We start from the raw sequence: 14,830 nt of genomic DNA, 5'->3' as shown, positions 1-14,830 counted from the left end.
CGCCGACGCGCACGCCCGCCTCACCCTCTTCAGCCCGCTCGGCCAGGTCGTCGCCCTGCTCGAGGGCGGCCCGGCGGGCGCCAGCCTCGAGGCCGCCGATGGCAGCCGGCGCGAGGCCGCCGACGTGGACACGCTGTTGCCCGAGGTGCTCGGCGTCGACCTGCCCGCCGCACGGCTGCCGCGCTGGATCCAGGCTGCCCCCGCTGCAGACGCCGAGGTGCGCGACCTCGACCCCGCCGGCCGGCCACAGCGGGTCTTCGACCAGGGCTGGCGCATCGACTACGCCGGCTATGCCGACGACACCGCCGCGGCCACGCCGCGACGCCTGGAAATCTCGCGCGGCGACGCCCGCGTGCGCCTGATCATCGACTCATGGACCGCCCTGCCCTGAACCTCCTGCGAGCCCCGGACTGCAGCGACCCCACGCGGCTCCTCGCCTGCCCCGCGCCGGCCAAGCTCAACCTCTTCCTCCACGTCGTCGGCCGCCGCGCCGACGGCTACCACCTGCTGCAGACCGCGTTCCGGCTGCTCGACTGGGGCGACACCCTCGACTTCGCCCTGCGCACGGACGGGACGATCCGCCGCCTCAACGAGGTGCCCGGCGTGCCCGAGGCCGACGACCTGGTCGTGCGCGCAGCCCGCCTGCTGCAGTCGCACACGGGCTGTGCGCTCGGTGCCGACGTTGCGGTACACAAGGTGCTGCCGATGGGCGGCGGGATCGGCGGCGGCAGCTCGGACGCGGCGACCGCGCTGATCGCGCTGAACCGCCTGTGGCGAACCGGCCTGTCGCGCCCGCAGCTGCAGGCGCTGGGCCTGCAACTCGGCGCCGACGTCCCGGTGTTCGTGTTCGGCCGCGACGCCTTCGCCGAGGGCGTGGGCGAGGCACTGCAGCCGCTCGCGCTGCCGCCGGCGTGGTACGTGGTGATCTCCCCCGGGGTCCAGGTCCCGACCGCGGAAATTTTTTCGGCGGGGGACTTGACGAGGAATACGCCCCCCATAATAATGCCGGACTTCGCAGCAAGCACCACGCGAAACGACCTGCAGCCGGTGGCGTGCAGCCGTTACCCAGAGGTCTTGCATGTGATCGAGTGGCTGGATGTGCATGCACCGGCCCGCATGACAGGCTCGGGCGCCTGCGTGTTCGCGGAAGTCTCCTCCGAGGAAGAGGCGGATCGCATCACGAAGGACTGTCCGCCACGCTGGAAGGCATGGAAAGCACGCAGCATCGCTCGCCATCCCCTTTACGAGTGGTTACAATAGCGCCCGCTCAGCACTCGACGCGCAGCGAAAAGGTTTCTTGGGGAGTCGCCAAGTCGGTTAAGGCACCGGATTTTGATTCCGGCATTCGAGGGTTCGAATCCTTCCTCCCCAGCCATACAACGACGGGCAGACCATGGGTCTGCCCGAGTCGTTTTTACGCGCCGAATATTCGCGCGTCGTTCCTTACGGCACTCGGAGTAGCAGAAATGCCCCACGGCAGCCTGATGGTCTTCACCGGCAACGCCAACCCCAAGCTTGGCGCCGACGTGACGCGACGCCTGGGGATCTCCCTCGGCTCGGCCACCGTCGGCCGCTTCTCGGACGGCGAGGTCAATGTCGAGCTGCTCGAGAACGTGCGCGGCAAGGACGTCTTCGTCCTGCAGCCGACCTGTTCGCCGACCAACGACAACCTGATGGAGCTGCTGGTGCTGGTCGACGCCCTGAAGCGCGCCTCCGCCGGCCGCATCACCGCCGCCATCCCCTACTTCGGCTACGCCCGCCAGGACCGCCGCCCGCGCTCGGCGCGCGTGCCGATCACGGCCAAGGTCGTCGCCAACATGCTGCAGGCGGTGGGCGTCCAGCGCCTGCTGACCATGGACCTGCACGCCGACCAGATCCAGGGCTTCTTCGACATCGCGGTCGACAACGTCTATGCCGCCCCGGTGCTGCTCGCCGACCTCGACAAGCAGAAATACGACGACCTGCTCGTCGTGTCGCCCGACGTCGGCGGCGTGGTGCGCGCGCGTGCCTTCGCCAAGCGCATGGAGTGCGACCTGGCGATCATCGACAAGCGCCGCCCCAAGGCCAACGTCTCCGAAGTCATGAACATCATCGGCGAGGTCGAGGGCCGCACCTGCGTGATCATGGACGACATCGTCGACACCGCCGGCACGCTGTGCAAGGCCGCCGCCGCGCTCAAGAAGCACGGCGCCAAGCGCGTGCTGTCCTACTGCACCCACGCCGTGCTGTCGGGCGCCGCGGTGTCGCGCATCAATGAATCCGAGCTCGACGAGCTTGTCGTCACCGACACCATCCCGCTGCGCGACGATGCCAAGGCCTGCCCGCGCATCCGCCAGATCTCGGTGGCCTCGCTGCTCGCCGACACCATCCTGCGCATCAGCAACGAGGAGTCGGTCTCCTCGCTGTTCATGGAATAAGCCTTTCGCCCGTCCGGCCTCGCGCCGGGCGGGCATCCACCGTCTCCGCCTGGTCGCGGGCGGGGACAACCCACTCAGGAGCATCACATGCAAATCGAATTCAAGGCCACCAAGCGTGACGCGCAGGGTACGGGTGCGAGCCGCCGCCTGCGTCGCGCCGGCCAGATCCCGGGCATCATCTACGGCGGCGCGGGCGAAGCCCAGCCGGTGTCGATGGACCACAACGAGCTCTTCCACCTGCTGCGCAAGGAGGCCTTCCACGCCTCCGTGCTCTCGATCGATGTCGAAGGCGCCAAGCAGAACGCCGTGCTGCGCGACGTGCAATGGCACCCGTTCAAGCAGCAGGTGCTGCACCTTGACTTCCAGCGCATCGCCGCGGGCGAGAAGATGCACCTGAAGGTGCCGCTGCACTTCGTCGGCGCCGACGCCGCCCCCGCTGTCAAGCTCGGCGGCTGCATGATCTCGCACACCATCAACGAGCTCGACGTGCAGTGCCTGCCCAAGGACCTGCCCGAGTTCATCGAGGTCGACCTGTCGACGATGGAAGCCGGCCAGTCGGTGCACGTCTCGCAGATCAAGCTGCCGGCCGGCGTCGAGCTGGTCCAGCACGGCGAAGGCGACCCGGTGGTCGCGACCGCGCTGCTGGTGAAGGGTGCGGCGGAAGCCGAAGGCGAAGGCGAGCAGCAGGCCTGATCGCCCGGCCCGGATGCAGGAGACCGACGACCGATGAGCAACGCCGCCGCGCGTCCGCCCCGTCTGATCGTCGGCCTCGGCAATCCGGGCGCCGAATACTCCGAAACCCGGCACAACGCCGGGTTCTGGTTTTGCGAGCGCCTCGCCGACCAGCTCGGCGTGCGCTTCTCGCACGAATCCCGCTTTCATGGCCTGGTGGCCAACGCGCGTGAAGCCGGCATGTGGCTGCTGATGCCGCAGACCTTCATGAACCGCTCCGGCCAGGCGATCGGCGCGCTCGCGCGCTTCTACCGCATCGAGCCAGCCGAGATCCTCCTCGTGCACGACGAGCTCGACATCCCTCCCGGACAGCTCCGCCTCAAGTTCGGCGGCGGTCTCGGCGGCCACAACGGCCTCAAGGACACCTCCGCCCACCTCGGCACCAACGACTACTGGCGCCTTCGCATCGGCATCGGCCATCCGGGCGACCGCAACGAGGTGGTGAACTTCGTGCTCAAGCGCGCGCTGCGCGAGGAACAGCAACAGATCGACGAGGCCATCGACAAGGCGCTCGCGCTCTGGCCGCAGATCGTGCGCGGCGAGCTCAACGCCGCCGCCACCAGGCTCAATGTCCGCCCTGCGCCGCCCAAGCCCCCGAAGGCCCCCAAGGCGCCCAGGCCCGCGCCCGACGCCGCCACGGAGCCGCCCCCGACGGGGGACGGCTCCGCCGCCTGAGCGCGCTCAGTAGCCCACCGCCGCCAGCGCGCGCAGCGGGCCGACCGCGCGGATCGCCTCGATCTGCTCGCGGTGGCGGGTATACAGCGTGCCGCCGAAGCACACCGCGCTCATCGAGATGCCCTCGAAGTGCTCCTGGCTGCGCGGAATCGCCAGCAGCCAGCCCTCGCCCGCGAGCAGGTTGAAGGGCGGCAGCAGCCCGTCCTCCCCCGCCTCCAGGCCCAGCTCGGCGCGCGCGCGCTCGAAGCCCGCATGCAGGCTGTCGGCCGCGGCCTCCACCGCCTCGCCGCGACCGCAGCGCACCCGCACGAAGCAATGCCGCATCGGCAGCGCCGCATGCGTCGCCACCCCCTGCTCCGCCAACGCCGTCGGCAGCCCGGACGCGAAGAGGCTCAGGCTGGCGTTGCCGGCATCGTCCGGCATCCACTGGACGTGCTTGTGACGCTGGCTCGCCCCCGCGGCCGTGCCGCCGTTGTAGAGCCCGATCCCGCCCGCCTCGCCCATCAGCTCGGCGAGCGCGGCGAAGTCGCTGCGCGCGAGCGGCAGCAGCTGCTCCTCGAACGCCCGCCGCGCCAGCACCAGGTGGCGTGCGCACAGGGGAAACTTGTTCAGGATCGCCACGTGGGCGTCGCCCACGGGCCCGACCGTGAGCTCCGGGTCGGGATTGAGGAAAGGGTTGAAGTTCGGATCGCGCGGCCCGCCGGGGATCGCCACCGTCTTGCCGTCCCTGGCCGCCTCGTCGCCGGCGCCCTCGGCCCTGGCCGCAGCGCCTTGCACGCCTTCGCCCTTGCCCGCCTTTTCTCCGGCCCCTCCGGCGGGCGCGGCGCTCCGGCTCGCATCCTTGGCGGCGAGCGAAGACACCCAGCGCACGATGAAGCGCATGCCCGCGTCCTCCAACTCCACCTGTTCGGCCTGCACCGGCACCAGCGCCCCCGACGCCAACGCCGCCGCGCTGCGCGCATCGATCGCCTCGATCCAGTTGATGCTCATCCCTTCTCCTCCGGTGTGTTTTTGGGCAAATGCAGGACAGGGGGATTGTAGGCCGACCGCGACACGAATGGGCCGGAGACGACCACGACGAGAGCCGCCAAAGCTTCGCAGCCGCCGCAGCTCCTACAGGGGGCGGGGAACGCGGTGGGTTCTGTAGGAGCGCCGGCAGGCGCGAAGGTGGCGGTGCAGCCCTGCACGCGCGTCGCTTGGCGGATCGCCCGAGTTCGCAGCTGCCGCAGCTCCTACAGGGGGCTCCGGGACGCGCGGTGGGTTCTGTAGGAGCGCCGGCAGGCGCGAAAGCGGCGGTGGAGCCCTGCATGCGCGTCGCCTGTCGGATCGCCCGGTTCGCAGCTGCCGCAGCTCCTACAGGCGGGCCGGAAGCGCGGTGCCTTATGTAGGAGCGCCGGCAGGCGCGAAAGCGGCAGCTGTATGGTGCGCCGACGCCATTTCCGCAAGCTTCATCGCAGCCCTCCCCTCCGCCTGGGCGCAACCACCCCCGCGCCCGCTTTTGGAGCCCTACCCCACGACACGGTACAATCCCGGGTTTTCCACACCGGATCAAGGCCGTAGCCCCACGACGCGGCGACGCAGCCACCGGAACGATCAAGGATTCACATGAGCCTGAAATGCGGAATCGTCGGCCTGCCCAACGTCGGCAAGTCGACCCTGTTCAATGCGCTGACCAAGGCCGGCATCCAGGCCGAGAACTACCCGTTCTGCACCATCGAGCCCAACGTCGGCATCGTCGAGGTGCCCGACCCGCGCCTGGCCGCGCTGTCCGAGATCGTCAAGCCGCAGAAGATCCAGCCCGCCATCGTCGAGTTCGTCGACATCGCCGGCCTGGTCGCCGGCGCATCGAAAGGCGAAGGCCTGGGCAACCAGTTCCTGGCCAACATCCGCGAGACCGACGCCATCGTGCACGTGGTGCGCTGCTTCGCCGACGACAACGTGATCCACGTCTCCGGCAGCGTCGACCCGATCCGCGACATCGAGGTCATCGACACCGAGCTCGCGCTCGCCGACATGGCCACGGTCGAGAAGGCGCTCAACCGCTACAAGCGCCCCGCAGCCTCGGGTGACAAGGAGGCCAAGATCCTCGTCGCGGTGCTCGAGAAGTGCTTCGCCCAGCTCGACCAGGGCAAGGCCGTGCGTGCGCTCGACCTGTCCAAGGAAGAATGGGCCAGCATCAAGCCCTTCTGCCTGATCACCGCCAAGCCGGTGCTGTACGCGGCCAACGTCGCCGAGGACGGCTTCGAGAACAACCCGCACCTGGAGCTGGTGCGCGCCCACGCTGCCGCCGAGGGCGCCGAGGTGGTCGCGCTGTGTGCCGCGATCGAGGCCGAGATCGCCGACCTCGAGGACGCCGACAAGAAGGAGTTCCTCGAGACCATGGGCCTGGAAGAGCCCGGCCTCGATCGCCTGATCCGCGCCGGCTACACCCTGCTCGGCCTGCAGACCTACTTCACCGCGGGCGTGAAGGAAGTGCGCGCGTGGACCATCCACGTCGGCGACACCGCCCCGCAGGCCGCCGGCGTGATCCACACCGACTTCGAGCGCGGCTTCATCCGCGCCCAGACCATCGCCTACGACGACTTCATCCAGTACAAGGGCGAGGCCGGCGCCAAGGAAGCGGGCAAGATGCGCGCCGAAGGCAAGGAGTACGTGGTCAAGGACGGCGACGTGCTGAACTTCCTGTTCAACGTCTGACCCAAACAAGCCATTTCTAGAGCTTTCTTTGCGTTTCTTTTGCTCGGGAAGAGGCCAGAAAGTCCGCGTAAATAAAGGGTTCTGCATGTTCATGCAATCTCATGAAATGACCTGAGCTTGCATCGAAAAAGTGACTACGCTGGTGTATACGAAGATTGGACGAGGCGACAGAAGGTGTATATGATCCTTCTGTCGTTCCTCATTGCCGATCCCGTGACACCGTGCTGACAGATGCCCACTGCCGTGCTGCCAAACCGAAGGAGCAGCTCTACCGCCTGAATGACTTTCGCGGCCTTTACCTCGAAGTGAAGCCCAATGGGGTCAAGGCTTGGCGCTACCGCTTCAAGCTGGGCGGCAAGGGATCGTGGTTTGCGCTGGGCGACTACCCCGCCGTCAGCCTTGCCGAAGCGCGGGACAAGTGCGAGGAAGCGCGGAAGCTGGTCAAGCAGGGCATCAACCCCGTCCAGCACCGGCAGCTTGAGCGCCTCAAGCGCGAAGAGGATTCCGCCAATACCTTCGAGACCGTCGCCAAAGAGTGGCTGGCTCTGCGGGACTGGGAGGACATCACCAAGAAACGCCGCCTGGACATGCTGGAGCGGGTGGTCTTTCCCAGCATCGGCAAGCTCCCGGTGCGCGACATCACCCCGGCGCACGTTCTCGACATCCTCACCAAGACCGTGAAACGCGGTGCGCCGACCGTCGCCGCCGAAGCGAAACGCACCATGTCCGGCATCTTCGAATTGGCCGTCGCCACCTTGCGGGCAGACAACGATCCTGTCTGGCCCGTCCGCAAGGCGCTGCCCGCTAACAAGACACAGCACAAGACGGCGCTAACCACCGCGCAGATCGGCAAGCTGCTCAACGACTTCGACAACCACCGCTGCGGCTATCAGGTCAATTTCTGCATCCAGTTGATGTGGTGGACACTGGCGCGTCCCAGCGAAGCGGCAGAAGGGGAATGGGCTGAATTTGATCTCGATGCAGCGCTTTGGACGATCCCAGCCCGGCGCATGAAAGCCCGTCGCGAGCATGTTGTGCCGCTGCCGTCGCAAGCCGTAGAGATGCTGCGCCGCCTGCACGCCATCAGCGGCGACCGGACTCACCTCTTCCCTGGCAGGGATGACCGCAACAGGCCGATGTCGGTGCATTCGATCCGGCAGGCGCTCAAGGTGCTGGGCTGGAGCGGCACCTACAGCCCGCATGGCACCAGAACCACGGGTAGCACCCGGCTGAATGAAATGGGCTATCGCCCGGATGCCATTGAAGCGCAGCTTGCCCACGCGGAACCCAACTCGGTGCGCCGCACCTACAACCATGCCACCTACCTCGAAGAGCGGCGGAGCATGATGCAGGCGTGGGCGGACAAGCTCGAACTCTGGAAGCGGGAGGCAGCCAATGACAAAGGCTAATGAGCGGCGTCAGTTCCGCTTCGCACTGGTGAAGGACATCCTGCGCTGTGAGTCAGTCAGGAAACTGCCACATGACCACAAAAAGCTGCTTTTCCGGTGGCTGGCGAATGGCTGTAGCATCACCGACACCCCGCCTGATACATCGCGTATCCGGGCGCTTGAAAAGGCCGCGTCCGATGCGCGTCGGCTGCGGGCTGCGCTGGGTCGTCTTGATGCGAAGGACGCCGCCAGCCTGGACTTCAACTACAGCCAGACCATCCCGCTTTCAATCCGCCTGCTCGCCCTGGAAGAGCTGTCCAATGACGCCGATGCGCTGGCCCGCGTCATCAAGGGCGAACAAGCGGACATCGTGCGGCTGCGGAAACGGCGGACGGCGAAAAGCATTGCCAACACGCTTGCCATGTTCGGAATCCCGTTTAATACGCGCAATGACTGGGATGTGGATGAGCGCAATGTGACGACAGCCATGCGCTGCGTGATGTTCGCCATGCTGGAAGCCGATGCGAAGAAGCTGCATTGGGGCACAGCCGCCGCCATCGTCAAGCTGGGCTTTCAGATGCTGACCGATCCTGACGAAGAAAAGGTGGTGTTTTCAGAAGGGGAAATACCAGTTACGGCGGGGGATGCTGAGGACTTCCGACTTTTCCTGCGTGAAATGCCTGAGTTCAACGGCATCAAGCTGGTGGAGTAGCGAAAAGGCTTCTCCAAGCCTTTCGCCAGGACTATCATCTAAAAATACGGGTATACGGATTTAATGGTTGATGGGGCACCTTCACCCCATCAATCTGATACCACCCTCAGATGGTTGATAGATCGACTCCGTAGTTGAGTTCCTCTGCGAAGTCCGGCAGTCCGTAACCGATGGTTTTCTTGTAGAAAGGAGAGACCTTCGCAGTCGGTGCCTTCTTCTTGTGCTTCGTGGTGTAGAGCATTCGTGCCCGCATCACCTCGAAGGAGTAACCGCGCCCTTCACGGTTCTTGTCCTTGGCCAGTCGGTTGATGGACTCCGTGTAAGCGTTGGTGACGGGCATGTCCGTCTCGAAGTAGGTCATGGTCTCTTCGCGCCAGTTTCCCACTGCCCTGACCAGATCGCTCCAGACTTCCTTTTGGCCCTTCGGGATGGTGGCTATCCACTCGTCCAGGGCGGCTTCTGCCTGGAGCCGTGTGGTGGCGTCCCAGATGCCGTAGAAGCGCTCCTTGTGCTCGTAGGCGGCCAGCAGTTGCGGGAACGCGCCTGTCCAGGTCTCCATGATGAGGCGCTCCCGGTCTGAGACTTCGTGAGCGCGTTTCAGCAGGATTTTCCGGTCTCCCTTGAGAGTCCGGCTCTGGGACGGTTTCAGCTCCTTTCTGAGGCCCTTGCGTGAGCACGGTCATCCTCAACGATGTAAAACAGCGTGTTTTTGGTCATTTTGGGTGATGTTCGAGGCCTGAAGTCCCTCATCTTCGATGACCAAAAGTTTTTCTGAAATATCAGCGCGTTATCGACTCCGTTCGGGCACGGTTTGTGCTTTACGTACTGGCGCGCGCTGCGTGCAGAGTCAGCCCTACTGCCTGGCGACAACTCGCCCGGAACGTAGGCGTTGTCAAGGCTGCGGGCGTAGCCCGCACCCGAAGGGCATGGCCTTGAAAACGCCGGAGTGCAGGGCACCCTCGCGTTCAAGCAGAAGGGCGGATCGGCGTTCATGCGGCAGTTCACCATCGCGGAGGGTGACCATCACAACATCAAATCCGGTGATCACACTCACTTGCGCACTCTCTCTAGGGCATCGTTGGCCATGCGCACCACATGGAACTTATCGACCACGATACGGGCCTGGGGCAGCACAGCCTTGACCGCTGCCCGGTAGGGGTTCCACATGTCCATGCTGACGATCTCGACCTTCTGCCGGTCTTTCAGCTTCATCAGGTAGTTGGTCACCACGTCCTGGCGGCGGGTGGCCAGCAGGTCGAGCAGGGTTCGCTCCTCAATGTTGGTCAGAATGCAGCGGTAGCGCTTGTTCAGGTATAGCTCGTCAATGCCCAGGATGCGGGGCGTCTCGAAGCGGTGCCAGCGCCCCAGGAACTCGGCGCGGGCGTTGAAGATGTCGCGCACCGTCTTCTCGTCCAGGCCGGTCTGTGCCGCCACAAAGGTGTAGGGGTGGTTGAAGGATTCCTTCTCCACGTACTCATGCAGCCGCAGTGTCATACGGAATCCGTCCACCATCTCCGGTAGCTGGGGCCTGAATGTTGTCTTGCAGGCCCGGCAGGTGTATCGGCGGCGGACCACCCAGAAAGTGACCCGCTTGCCGTGGATGGGCAGATCACGATAGGGAACGTCACGCTTGCCGAACCGTACGAACTCACCCTGCACGCCGCATTCCTCGCAGGCGATGGGATCGGGCACGTCCACCTGGAAGTGCATTTCGTCGTCGGTTGATTTGCAGCCCAGTACTTGGTATTGCGGCAGGTGAAGGATGTTGTCGGGAAGTTCGGTCATGGTGTTGTATAGGCGTAGGTGTCAGTCAGATCCATCCGACTCGGCATTGGTGTTTGCTTTTTTACCCAACAAGCTGCTGGAAACGAAAAGTAAGGCACCGAGGACAATTGCAATATCAGCCAGGTTGAAGGCCGGCCAATGCCAGTCTCGCCAATAGAAATCAAAGGAATCCACAACATAGCCGCGAAAGACCCGGTCAATCAGGTTGCCCATGGCGCCACCGAGGATAAGACTGTAAGCGATGGCTTCTCCTTTATGACGATTTTCAAGGATCAGCTTGATCAGAAAAATCGAGACCACTACCGCGATTCCGATAAAAAAGTAGCGCTGCCAGCCTCCACCATTCGCAAAAAGACTGAATGCGGCACCGGTGTTCCATAGGTGCACCCAGTTAAAGAACGGGGTCACCGAAACATACTCGCCATAGGCCATTGATTGCTGCACCAGCCACTTTACAGCCTGATCAGACGCTGCCAGCAGGCCCGATATGGACAATAGGGCATACGGCGAGAGCTTTTTGCCAATAATGAGCATTATTTAACCCTTCAACGCCAAAATGCGTCTGGCACCGTTAAGTACAATGCCCCCCGCGATGGTGCCGATAATCAGATCCGGATAATTGGAACCGGTCCACGCGACCAGGGCGCCGGCGGTGATGACCCCCAGGTTGATCACCACGTCGTTGGCCGAGAATATCCAGCTTGCCTTCATGTGCGCCCCGCCTTCCCGATGTTTGGATATGAGCAGCAGACAACTGGTATTGGCAATCAATGCGACGAATGCGATAGCCATCATCACCAGCGATTCAGGCTCACTACCGAATACAAAGCGTCTCACCACCTCTACGAGCACGCCCACAGCCAAGATCAGTTGCAGTACACCAGCAAGATGCGCGGCACGTACCTGCATTTTCACGCTATGTCCAACCGCATAAAGGGCAAGCCCGTACACCGCCGCATCGGCAAAATTGTCCAGGGATTCTCCAATCAGGCCGGTGGACCGGGCGATCAGACCGGCAGTCATTTCCACCACGAACAGAAGTGCATTGATGCCGAGCAACCAGCGCAGGGTCCCGGATTCTTGCTTAGCAGAAGCTGCCGAAAACTCGGCGGCCTTGATGGTCTCCGGATTTGCAGCGACGGTTTCCTGAAGCGAGGCGCCTAGCCCCAAGGTCTTCAGTTTCGAGGTGACGGGCTCGACCTCGCCGTCATGCACGACCTTCAGCCGGCGGTTCGACAAGTCGAAGGACAGCGCCCGAATCTCCTCAAAGCCGTTCAGGGCTAGGCGAATCATTCGTTCTTCTGATGGACAGTCCATCTTCGGCACGGCATAAACACTGACCCATCTCCCTGGCGCCTCGGAGGAGGCCTGTATATCGGTATCCGCTGCGGACGTTGCATCACCGCCACAGGCGCCACCACAGGATTTGCTCATGATACGACTCCACTTGAACAATGTTGTGGTACCATTTAACCTGAATCCGTGTTGTCTTCAGCGCGTACCCGCTCCGCGAGCCCCAGCGCATGATTTTTCTGCTGCCTGACTCCCAATCTCAGCTCACCGCAGCCCCGAGCACCGTCCTTTCACGGCCCGGAGGCCCGGCGAGCCGGGCTTACGGGGGGTGCGCTACGTCATTTTCCTGCTCCCACGCGGCCGTCGCCCTTTCGCCGCAGCGAAATGGCCTCGATTCGGAGAATTCGGCCGTCGGATTTGCATCACGGCGAAGCCACCGCGCACAGTCGCGCCTGCACCGTGGTGAACACCTTCACATGCGCGGCGACGCCGCGTCCGAAGTCCAGCACCAGGCGGCGGGCGTGTTCGACGAACTTCGCCGCACGGTACATCACCTCCTGCAGCACTGTCTTGATGCGTCGGCGCTTGGCCGGGTGACGGATCGGCGAGAGCTCGCCGGTCAGCCCGAGTTGGCCGATCAGGCGCAGGCAGTTGTAGGCGAACGCGGCCAGATGCATGACCGCGTCGTTGGTGTCGAACTTGCCCGAGGGCAGGCGCTCGAGGTCCAGGTCGGTCTTGATCTCGGAGTGGAACTGCTCGTGCGTGCCGTGGTGCTTGTAGAGCTCGATCACGTCGGCCATCGCCACTTCGAGGCTGGTCCACCAGCCTTCGATCTCGATCTCGGGGGTCAGCAGGTGCTGGCCCTTCTTGTCGATCGTGCGCTCGGTCACCCGCACCACCAGACGCAGCGTGCGCTTGGCCTTCTTCCAGGCACGGTCGATCTTCAGGTCCAGCAGCCCCACCCGCTTGCCCGCGCGCACTTCCTCGAAGACGCCGGCGGCCTCGGCCCGGTCCACCCAGGCGGTCTTGTCCTGACGGCGCGGATTCCACTTGGTGAGGTAGTCGAACGAACGCCCCAGCGCTGCCCAGCGATCGCGCTCGTCGGCCAGCGCGAACAGCAGCCGGGCGCTGTCGAAGCCGCTGTCGGCCCGCCACAGCAGCTTCGCATCGGCCGCACACACCCGGCGCAGGCGCGGGAACGCGCGCTCGAAGAAATACTCGGTCTCCAGCGCCGAGTGGTGCGACCCCGCGCGCAGCTCCAGGCCGAGGTTCCAGCCCTCGTTGCCCAGGTACAGCGCGATCGGCGTGTAGCCATCGACGCCCTGGTAAGTGCGGCTGACCGCCTCCTTCTTGGTGTCGGAGTTGTCCATCACGAAGGTGTCCAGATCGGCGCAGACGTAGCCCTTGTGCGCCGTGATCGGCGCCTCGGTGCGCTCGAGCAGGCGCAGGCTCAGCTCGTCGGTCAGCTCGCGCAGCTCGGCCGCGCGGGCATCGAGCCGTTGGCGCATCCACACGCTGCCGGGCACCTTGGCGAGCCCGAGCGCTTCCTTGAAGAAGCGGTCGCCGCGAAACGGCTCGATCGCCTCGAAGTCGCTTTTGCCCAGGCTCAGCAGCCCCACCACCGACTTGACCAGGTCCGAGCTCCGCATACCCTGCGACACCGGCAGCCTCGGGTCGATCACCGCCTCGACCTGTGCCGCCTGGCAGCACTGCCCGATCAACGCCAGGCCCGAGTAGGACGTCAGATTGAGCTTGGCGGATTGCTTGACTTCGAAGCGCGGCATGGTCGGTTGGGTGAAAGGCTCGGATGCGTAATTATACAATTACATCAATGCGTTAGGCTGGATTTCCGGCTAAGCGAACACGGATTCAGGTTTAAAACTATAAAGCTACTATAAGGTCAATAGAGTAAAGAATCCGTTGGGGAGGAGGCTGATGCGCATTGGTCAGTTGGCGCAGTTGGTAGGGGTCGAAACACAGACGATCCGCTTCTATGAACAGCAGGGCTTGTTGCCGCCGCCTGATCGGCAGGACAACGGTTACCGTGTCTATACCGAGAAGCATGGTGAGGGGCTGGCCTTCATCCGTCGCTGCAGAATCCTGGGCCTGTCACTGGCTGAGATTCACGAACTACAGAGCTATCAGGACGACCCTCATCAGCCTTGTACCGCCGTCAACGCCTTGCTCGATGATCACATCTCTCATGTGCGGTCGCAGATAACCGCTCTGCAAGCGCTTGAGAAACAACTCGTTTCACTGAGAGCGAGTTGCAACGATGACCGGGAAGTTGAGGCGTGTGGGGTTCTTGCTGGAATTAGCGAAGGAAACATGCACCAGCAGTAGGTGAAGCATCAACCAGATAATCCGATGAGATGCCGGTCTGTCTCACTCTCATGCAAAGGTAAGATCAACCATTTAATCCGCTTACCCCAAAACGCATATAGAGAAGCGCAATTTCGATGCATATACGTGTGCAGACTTACCGCGATAAAAGCGGAAACACACGACAGGGAAAATCAATCTCCCTGCTACGCTACGCCTATGACCATGAGAAAAAGCGTTCCAAGCAGATTGTGCTAGGGACTGTGGATCGCTGGGCAACGTCACTGCCACCTGACATTGACGCCATCCTGACTGACGCCGAGCGTGAAGAGTTCAGGGAGTGGATGGCCGAGAGAGACCGGCAGCTCGCTGAGTACAAGCAGAAAAGCCACTTGCTGCACGCTGCCGAACAGATGGGATGGGCGGCAAAAGCACTGGCTGCCGGAGTGGAGCCAGTCCGGCCTGAGCGGATTTGGGAGGCTCTGGATGTGCTGGCAAAGGCGCTGGAGAAGGCTGGCTATCCAAGACCGACCAGAGCGCGTGGGCGTCCGTCGAAGAGCGAAACGCCGACGCCGGACGATCTGGTTGCCAGCCCCTACGATGATCCGATGCTGGCAGCAGAGCAGGCAGAAATGGATGAGCGGATGGCGACACTGCCGAGTTTCATTCCCGACGGCCAGTCACGGATGCGAAGGAGCAGGAATGTACAAAAATGAAGAGTCATATTGTTAACGGCGGTCGATTCCCGCACAAATCCGGCGTCCACCGCCGGCACGGCACAGCATGACCTTGATCTGGTGAGCGGATAG

14 protein-coding genes, 1 tRNA gene and 2 pseudogenes are annotated in these 14,830 nt (G+C 63.7%); 11 read left to right on the top strand and 6 right to left on the bottom strand.

Annotated features, from left to right (window positions below; all coding sequences use genetic code 11):
• The 6 genes from lolB to pth form a co-directional block, all read left to right on the top strand.
• Positions 1 to 391, top strand: a 391-nt coding sequence (lolB, locus tag C667_RS12785; protein ID WP_004365007.1) for a lipoprotein insertase outer membrane protein LolB, incomplete at its 5' end; no start/stop codon positions are given.
• Positions 373 to 1,260 (top strand): 4-(cytidine 5'-diphospho)-2-C-methyl-D-erythritol kinase, encoded by an 888-nt coding sequence (gene ispE / locus C667_RS12780; protein ID WP_004365004.1) that lies wholly within the window; start codon positions 373 to 375, stop codon positions 1,258 to 1,260. The genes lolB and ispE, both read left to right, overlap by 19 nt.
• A gap of 38 nt (positions 1,261 to 1,298) precedes the next feature.
• Positions 1,299 to 1,375, top strand: a tRNA-Gln gene (locus C667_RS12775).
• A gap of 91 nt (positions 1,376 to 1,466) precedes the next feature.
• Positions 1,467 to 2,417: a ribose-phosphate pyrophosphokinase gene (locus C667_RS12770; RefSeq protein WP_004308356.1), complete on the top strand. Its 951-nt coding sequence runs from the start codon at positions 1,467 to 1,469 to the stop codon at positions 2,415 to 2,417.
• An 87-nt stretch (positions 2,418 to 2,504) separates the two neighbouring features.
• Positions 2,505 to 3,110, top strand: coding sequence for a 50S ribosomal protein L25/general stress protein Ctc (locus tag C667_RS12765; protein ID WP_004365001.1), 606 nt, complete (start codon positions 2,505 to 2,507; stop codon positions 3,108 to 3,110).
• A 33-nt stretch (positions 3,111 to 3,143) separates the two neighbouring features.
• Positions 3,144 to 3,824, top strand: coding sequence for an aminoacyl-tRNA hydrolase (pth, locus tag C667_RS12760; protein WP_004365000.1), 681 nt, complete (start codon positions 3,144 to 3,146; stop codon positions 3,822 to 3,824).
• Between the two features lie 6 nt (positions 3,825 to 3,830).
• On the opposite strand, the gene C667_RS12755 is transcribed toward pth, so the two are convergent.
• Positions 3,831 to 4,814, bottom strand: a complete 984-nt coding sequence (locus C667_RS12755; RefSeq protein WP_004364999.1) for an ATP adenylyltransferase family protein — start codon at positions 4,812 to 4,814, stop codon at positions 3,831 to 3,833.
• Positions 4,815 to 5,429: 615 nt separating this feature from the next.
• Between C667_RS12755 and ychF the strand changes: the two genes are divergently transcribed.
• From ychF to C667_RS12740, 3 genes are all read left to right on the top strand, one after another.
• Positions 5,430 to 6,521: a redox-regulated ATPase YchF gene (gene ychF / locus C667_RS12750; RefSeq protein ID WP_004364997.1), complete on the top strand. Its 1,092-nt coding sequence runs from the start codon at positions 5,430 to 5,432 to the stop codon at positions 6,519 to 6,521.
• A gap of 221 nt (positions 6,522 to 6,742) precedes the next feature.
• Positions 6,743 to 7,930, top strand: coding sequence for a tyrosine-type recombinase/integrase (locus tag C667_RS12745; protein ID WP_004364995.1), 1,188 nt, complete (start codon positions 6,743 to 6,745; stop codon positions 7,928 to 7,930).
• Complete coding sequence (locus C667_RS12740) at positions 7,917 to 8,621, top strand: hypothetical protein (protein WP_004364993.1); 705 nt, start codon at positions 7,917 to 7,919, stop codon at positions 8,619 to 8,621. Before C667_RS12745 ends, C667_RS12740 begins: the two co-directional genes overlap by 14 nt.
• Positions 8,622 to 8,727: 106 nt before the next feature.
• Here C667_RS12740 and C667_RS12735 read toward each other — a convergent pair.
• The 5 genes and pseudogenes from C667_RS12735 to C667_RS12720 all read right to left on the bottom strand — a co-directional run.
• Positions 8,728 to 9,291, bottom strand: a pseudogene (locus C667_RS12735) (ISL3-like element ISPpu12 family transposase); the annotation flags it as partial.
• A 389-nt stretch (positions 9,292 to 9,680) separates the two neighbouring features.
• Positions 9,681 to 10,406, bottom strand: a pseudogene (locus C667_RS12730) (ISL3-like element ISPpu12 family transposase); the annotation flags it as partial.
• Positions 10,407 to 10,427: 21 nt separating this feature from the next.
• A complete protein-coding gene (gene lspA / locus C667_RS25055; RefSeq protein ID WP_003821921.1) occupies positions 10,428 to 10,940 on the bottom strand; it encodes a signal peptidase II in 513 nt (170 codons plus the stop codon).
• 3 nt (positions 10,941 to 10,943) lie between these two features.
• Positions 10,944 to 11,840 carry a cation efflux transmembrane domain-containing protein gene (locus C667_RS12725; protein ID WP_004364974.1) on the bottom strand — a complete coding sequence of 299 codons (897 nt, stop codon included), beginning with the start codon at positions 11,838 to 11,840 and terminating at the stop codon, positions 10,944 to 10,946.
• A 281-nt stretch (positions 11,841 to 12,121) separates the two neighbouring features.
• Positions 12,122 to 13,483 (bottom strand): IS1380 family transposase, encoded by a 1,362-nt coding sequence (locus C667_RS12720; protein ID WP_004357889.1) that lies wholly within the window; start codon positions 13,481 to 13,483, stop codon positions 12,122 to 12,124.
• 151 nt (positions 13,484 to 13,634) lie between these two features.
• Between C667_RS12720 and cadR the strand changes: the two genes are divergently transcribed.
• Together cadR and C667_RS25050 are read left to right on the top strand one after the other, a co-directional pair.
• Positions 13,635 to 14,042 (top strand): Cd(II)/Pb(II)-responsive transcriptional regulator, encoded by a 408-nt coding sequence (gene cadR / locus C667_RS12715; protein ID WP_004364961.1) that lies wholly within the window; start codon positions 13,635 to 13,637, stop codon positions 14,040 to 14,042.
• 128 nt (positions 14,043 to 14,170) lie between these two features.
• Entirely contained in the window at positions 14,171 to 14,737 is a 567-nt protein-coding gene (locus C667_RS25050; RefSeq protein WP_157302313.1) for a hypothetical protein, read from the top strand.
• Positions 14,738 to 14,830 lie beyond the last annotated feature (93 nt).

Source organism: Thauera phenylacetica B4P, from assembly GCF_000310225.1.
GTDB lineage: Bacteria > Pseudomonadota > Gammaproteobacteria > Burkholderiales > Rhodocyclaceae > Thauera > Thauera phenylacetica.
The sequence above is the reverse complement of the archived record's forward strand: the minus strand, read 5'-3'. Positions and strand labels throughout refer to the sequence as shown.

What these genes read in the sequence shown, in the direction of transcription:
- ispE (WP_004365004.1), top strand. Translation starts at nt 373, where the DNA reads ATGGACCGCCCTGCCCTGAACCTCCTGCGAGCCCCGGACTGCAGCGAC.
- C667_RS12770 (WP_004308356.1), top strand. Translation starts at nt 1,467, where the DNA reads ATGCCCCACGGCAGCCTGATGGTCTTCACCGGCAACGCCAACCCCAAG.
- C667_RS12765 (WP_004365001.1), top strand. Translation starts at nt 2,505, where the DNA reads ATGCAAATCGAATTCAAGGCCACCAAGCGTGACGCGCAGGGTACGGGT.
- pth (WP_004365000.1), top strand. Translation starts at nt 3,144, where the DNA reads ATGAGCAACGCCGCCGCGCGTCCGCCCCGTCTGATCGTCGGCCTCGGC.
- C667_RS12755 (WP_004364999.1), bottom strand. Translation starts at nt 4,814, where the DNA reads ATGAGCATCAACTGGATCGAGGCGATCGATGCGCGCAGCGCGGCGGCG.
- ychF (WP_004364997.1), top strand. Translation starts at nt 5,430, where the DNA reads ATGAGCCTGAAATGCGGAATCGTCGGCCTGCCCAACGTCGGCAAGTCG.
- C667_RS12740 (WP_004364993.1), top strand. Translation starts at nt 7,917, where the DNA reads ATGACAAAGGCTAATGAGCGGCGTCAGTTCCGCTTCGCACTGGTGAAG.
- lspA (WP_003821921.1), bottom strand. Translation starts at nt 10,940, where the DNA reads ATGCTCATTATTGGCAAAAAGCTCTCGCCGTATGCCCTATTGTCCATA.
- C667_RS12725 (WP_004364974.1), bottom strand. Translation starts at nt 11,840, where the DNA reads ATGAGCAAATCCTGTGGTGGCGCCTGTGGCGGTGATGCAACGTCCGCA.
- C667_RS12720 (WP_004357889.1), bottom strand. Translation starts at nt 13,483, where the DNA reads ATGCCGCGCTTCGAAGTCAAGCAATCCGCCAAGCTCAATCTGACGTCC.
- cadR (WP_004364961.1), top strand. Translation starts at nt 13,635, where the DNA reads ATGCGCATTGGTCAGTTGGCGCAGTTGGTAGGGGTCGAAACACAGACG.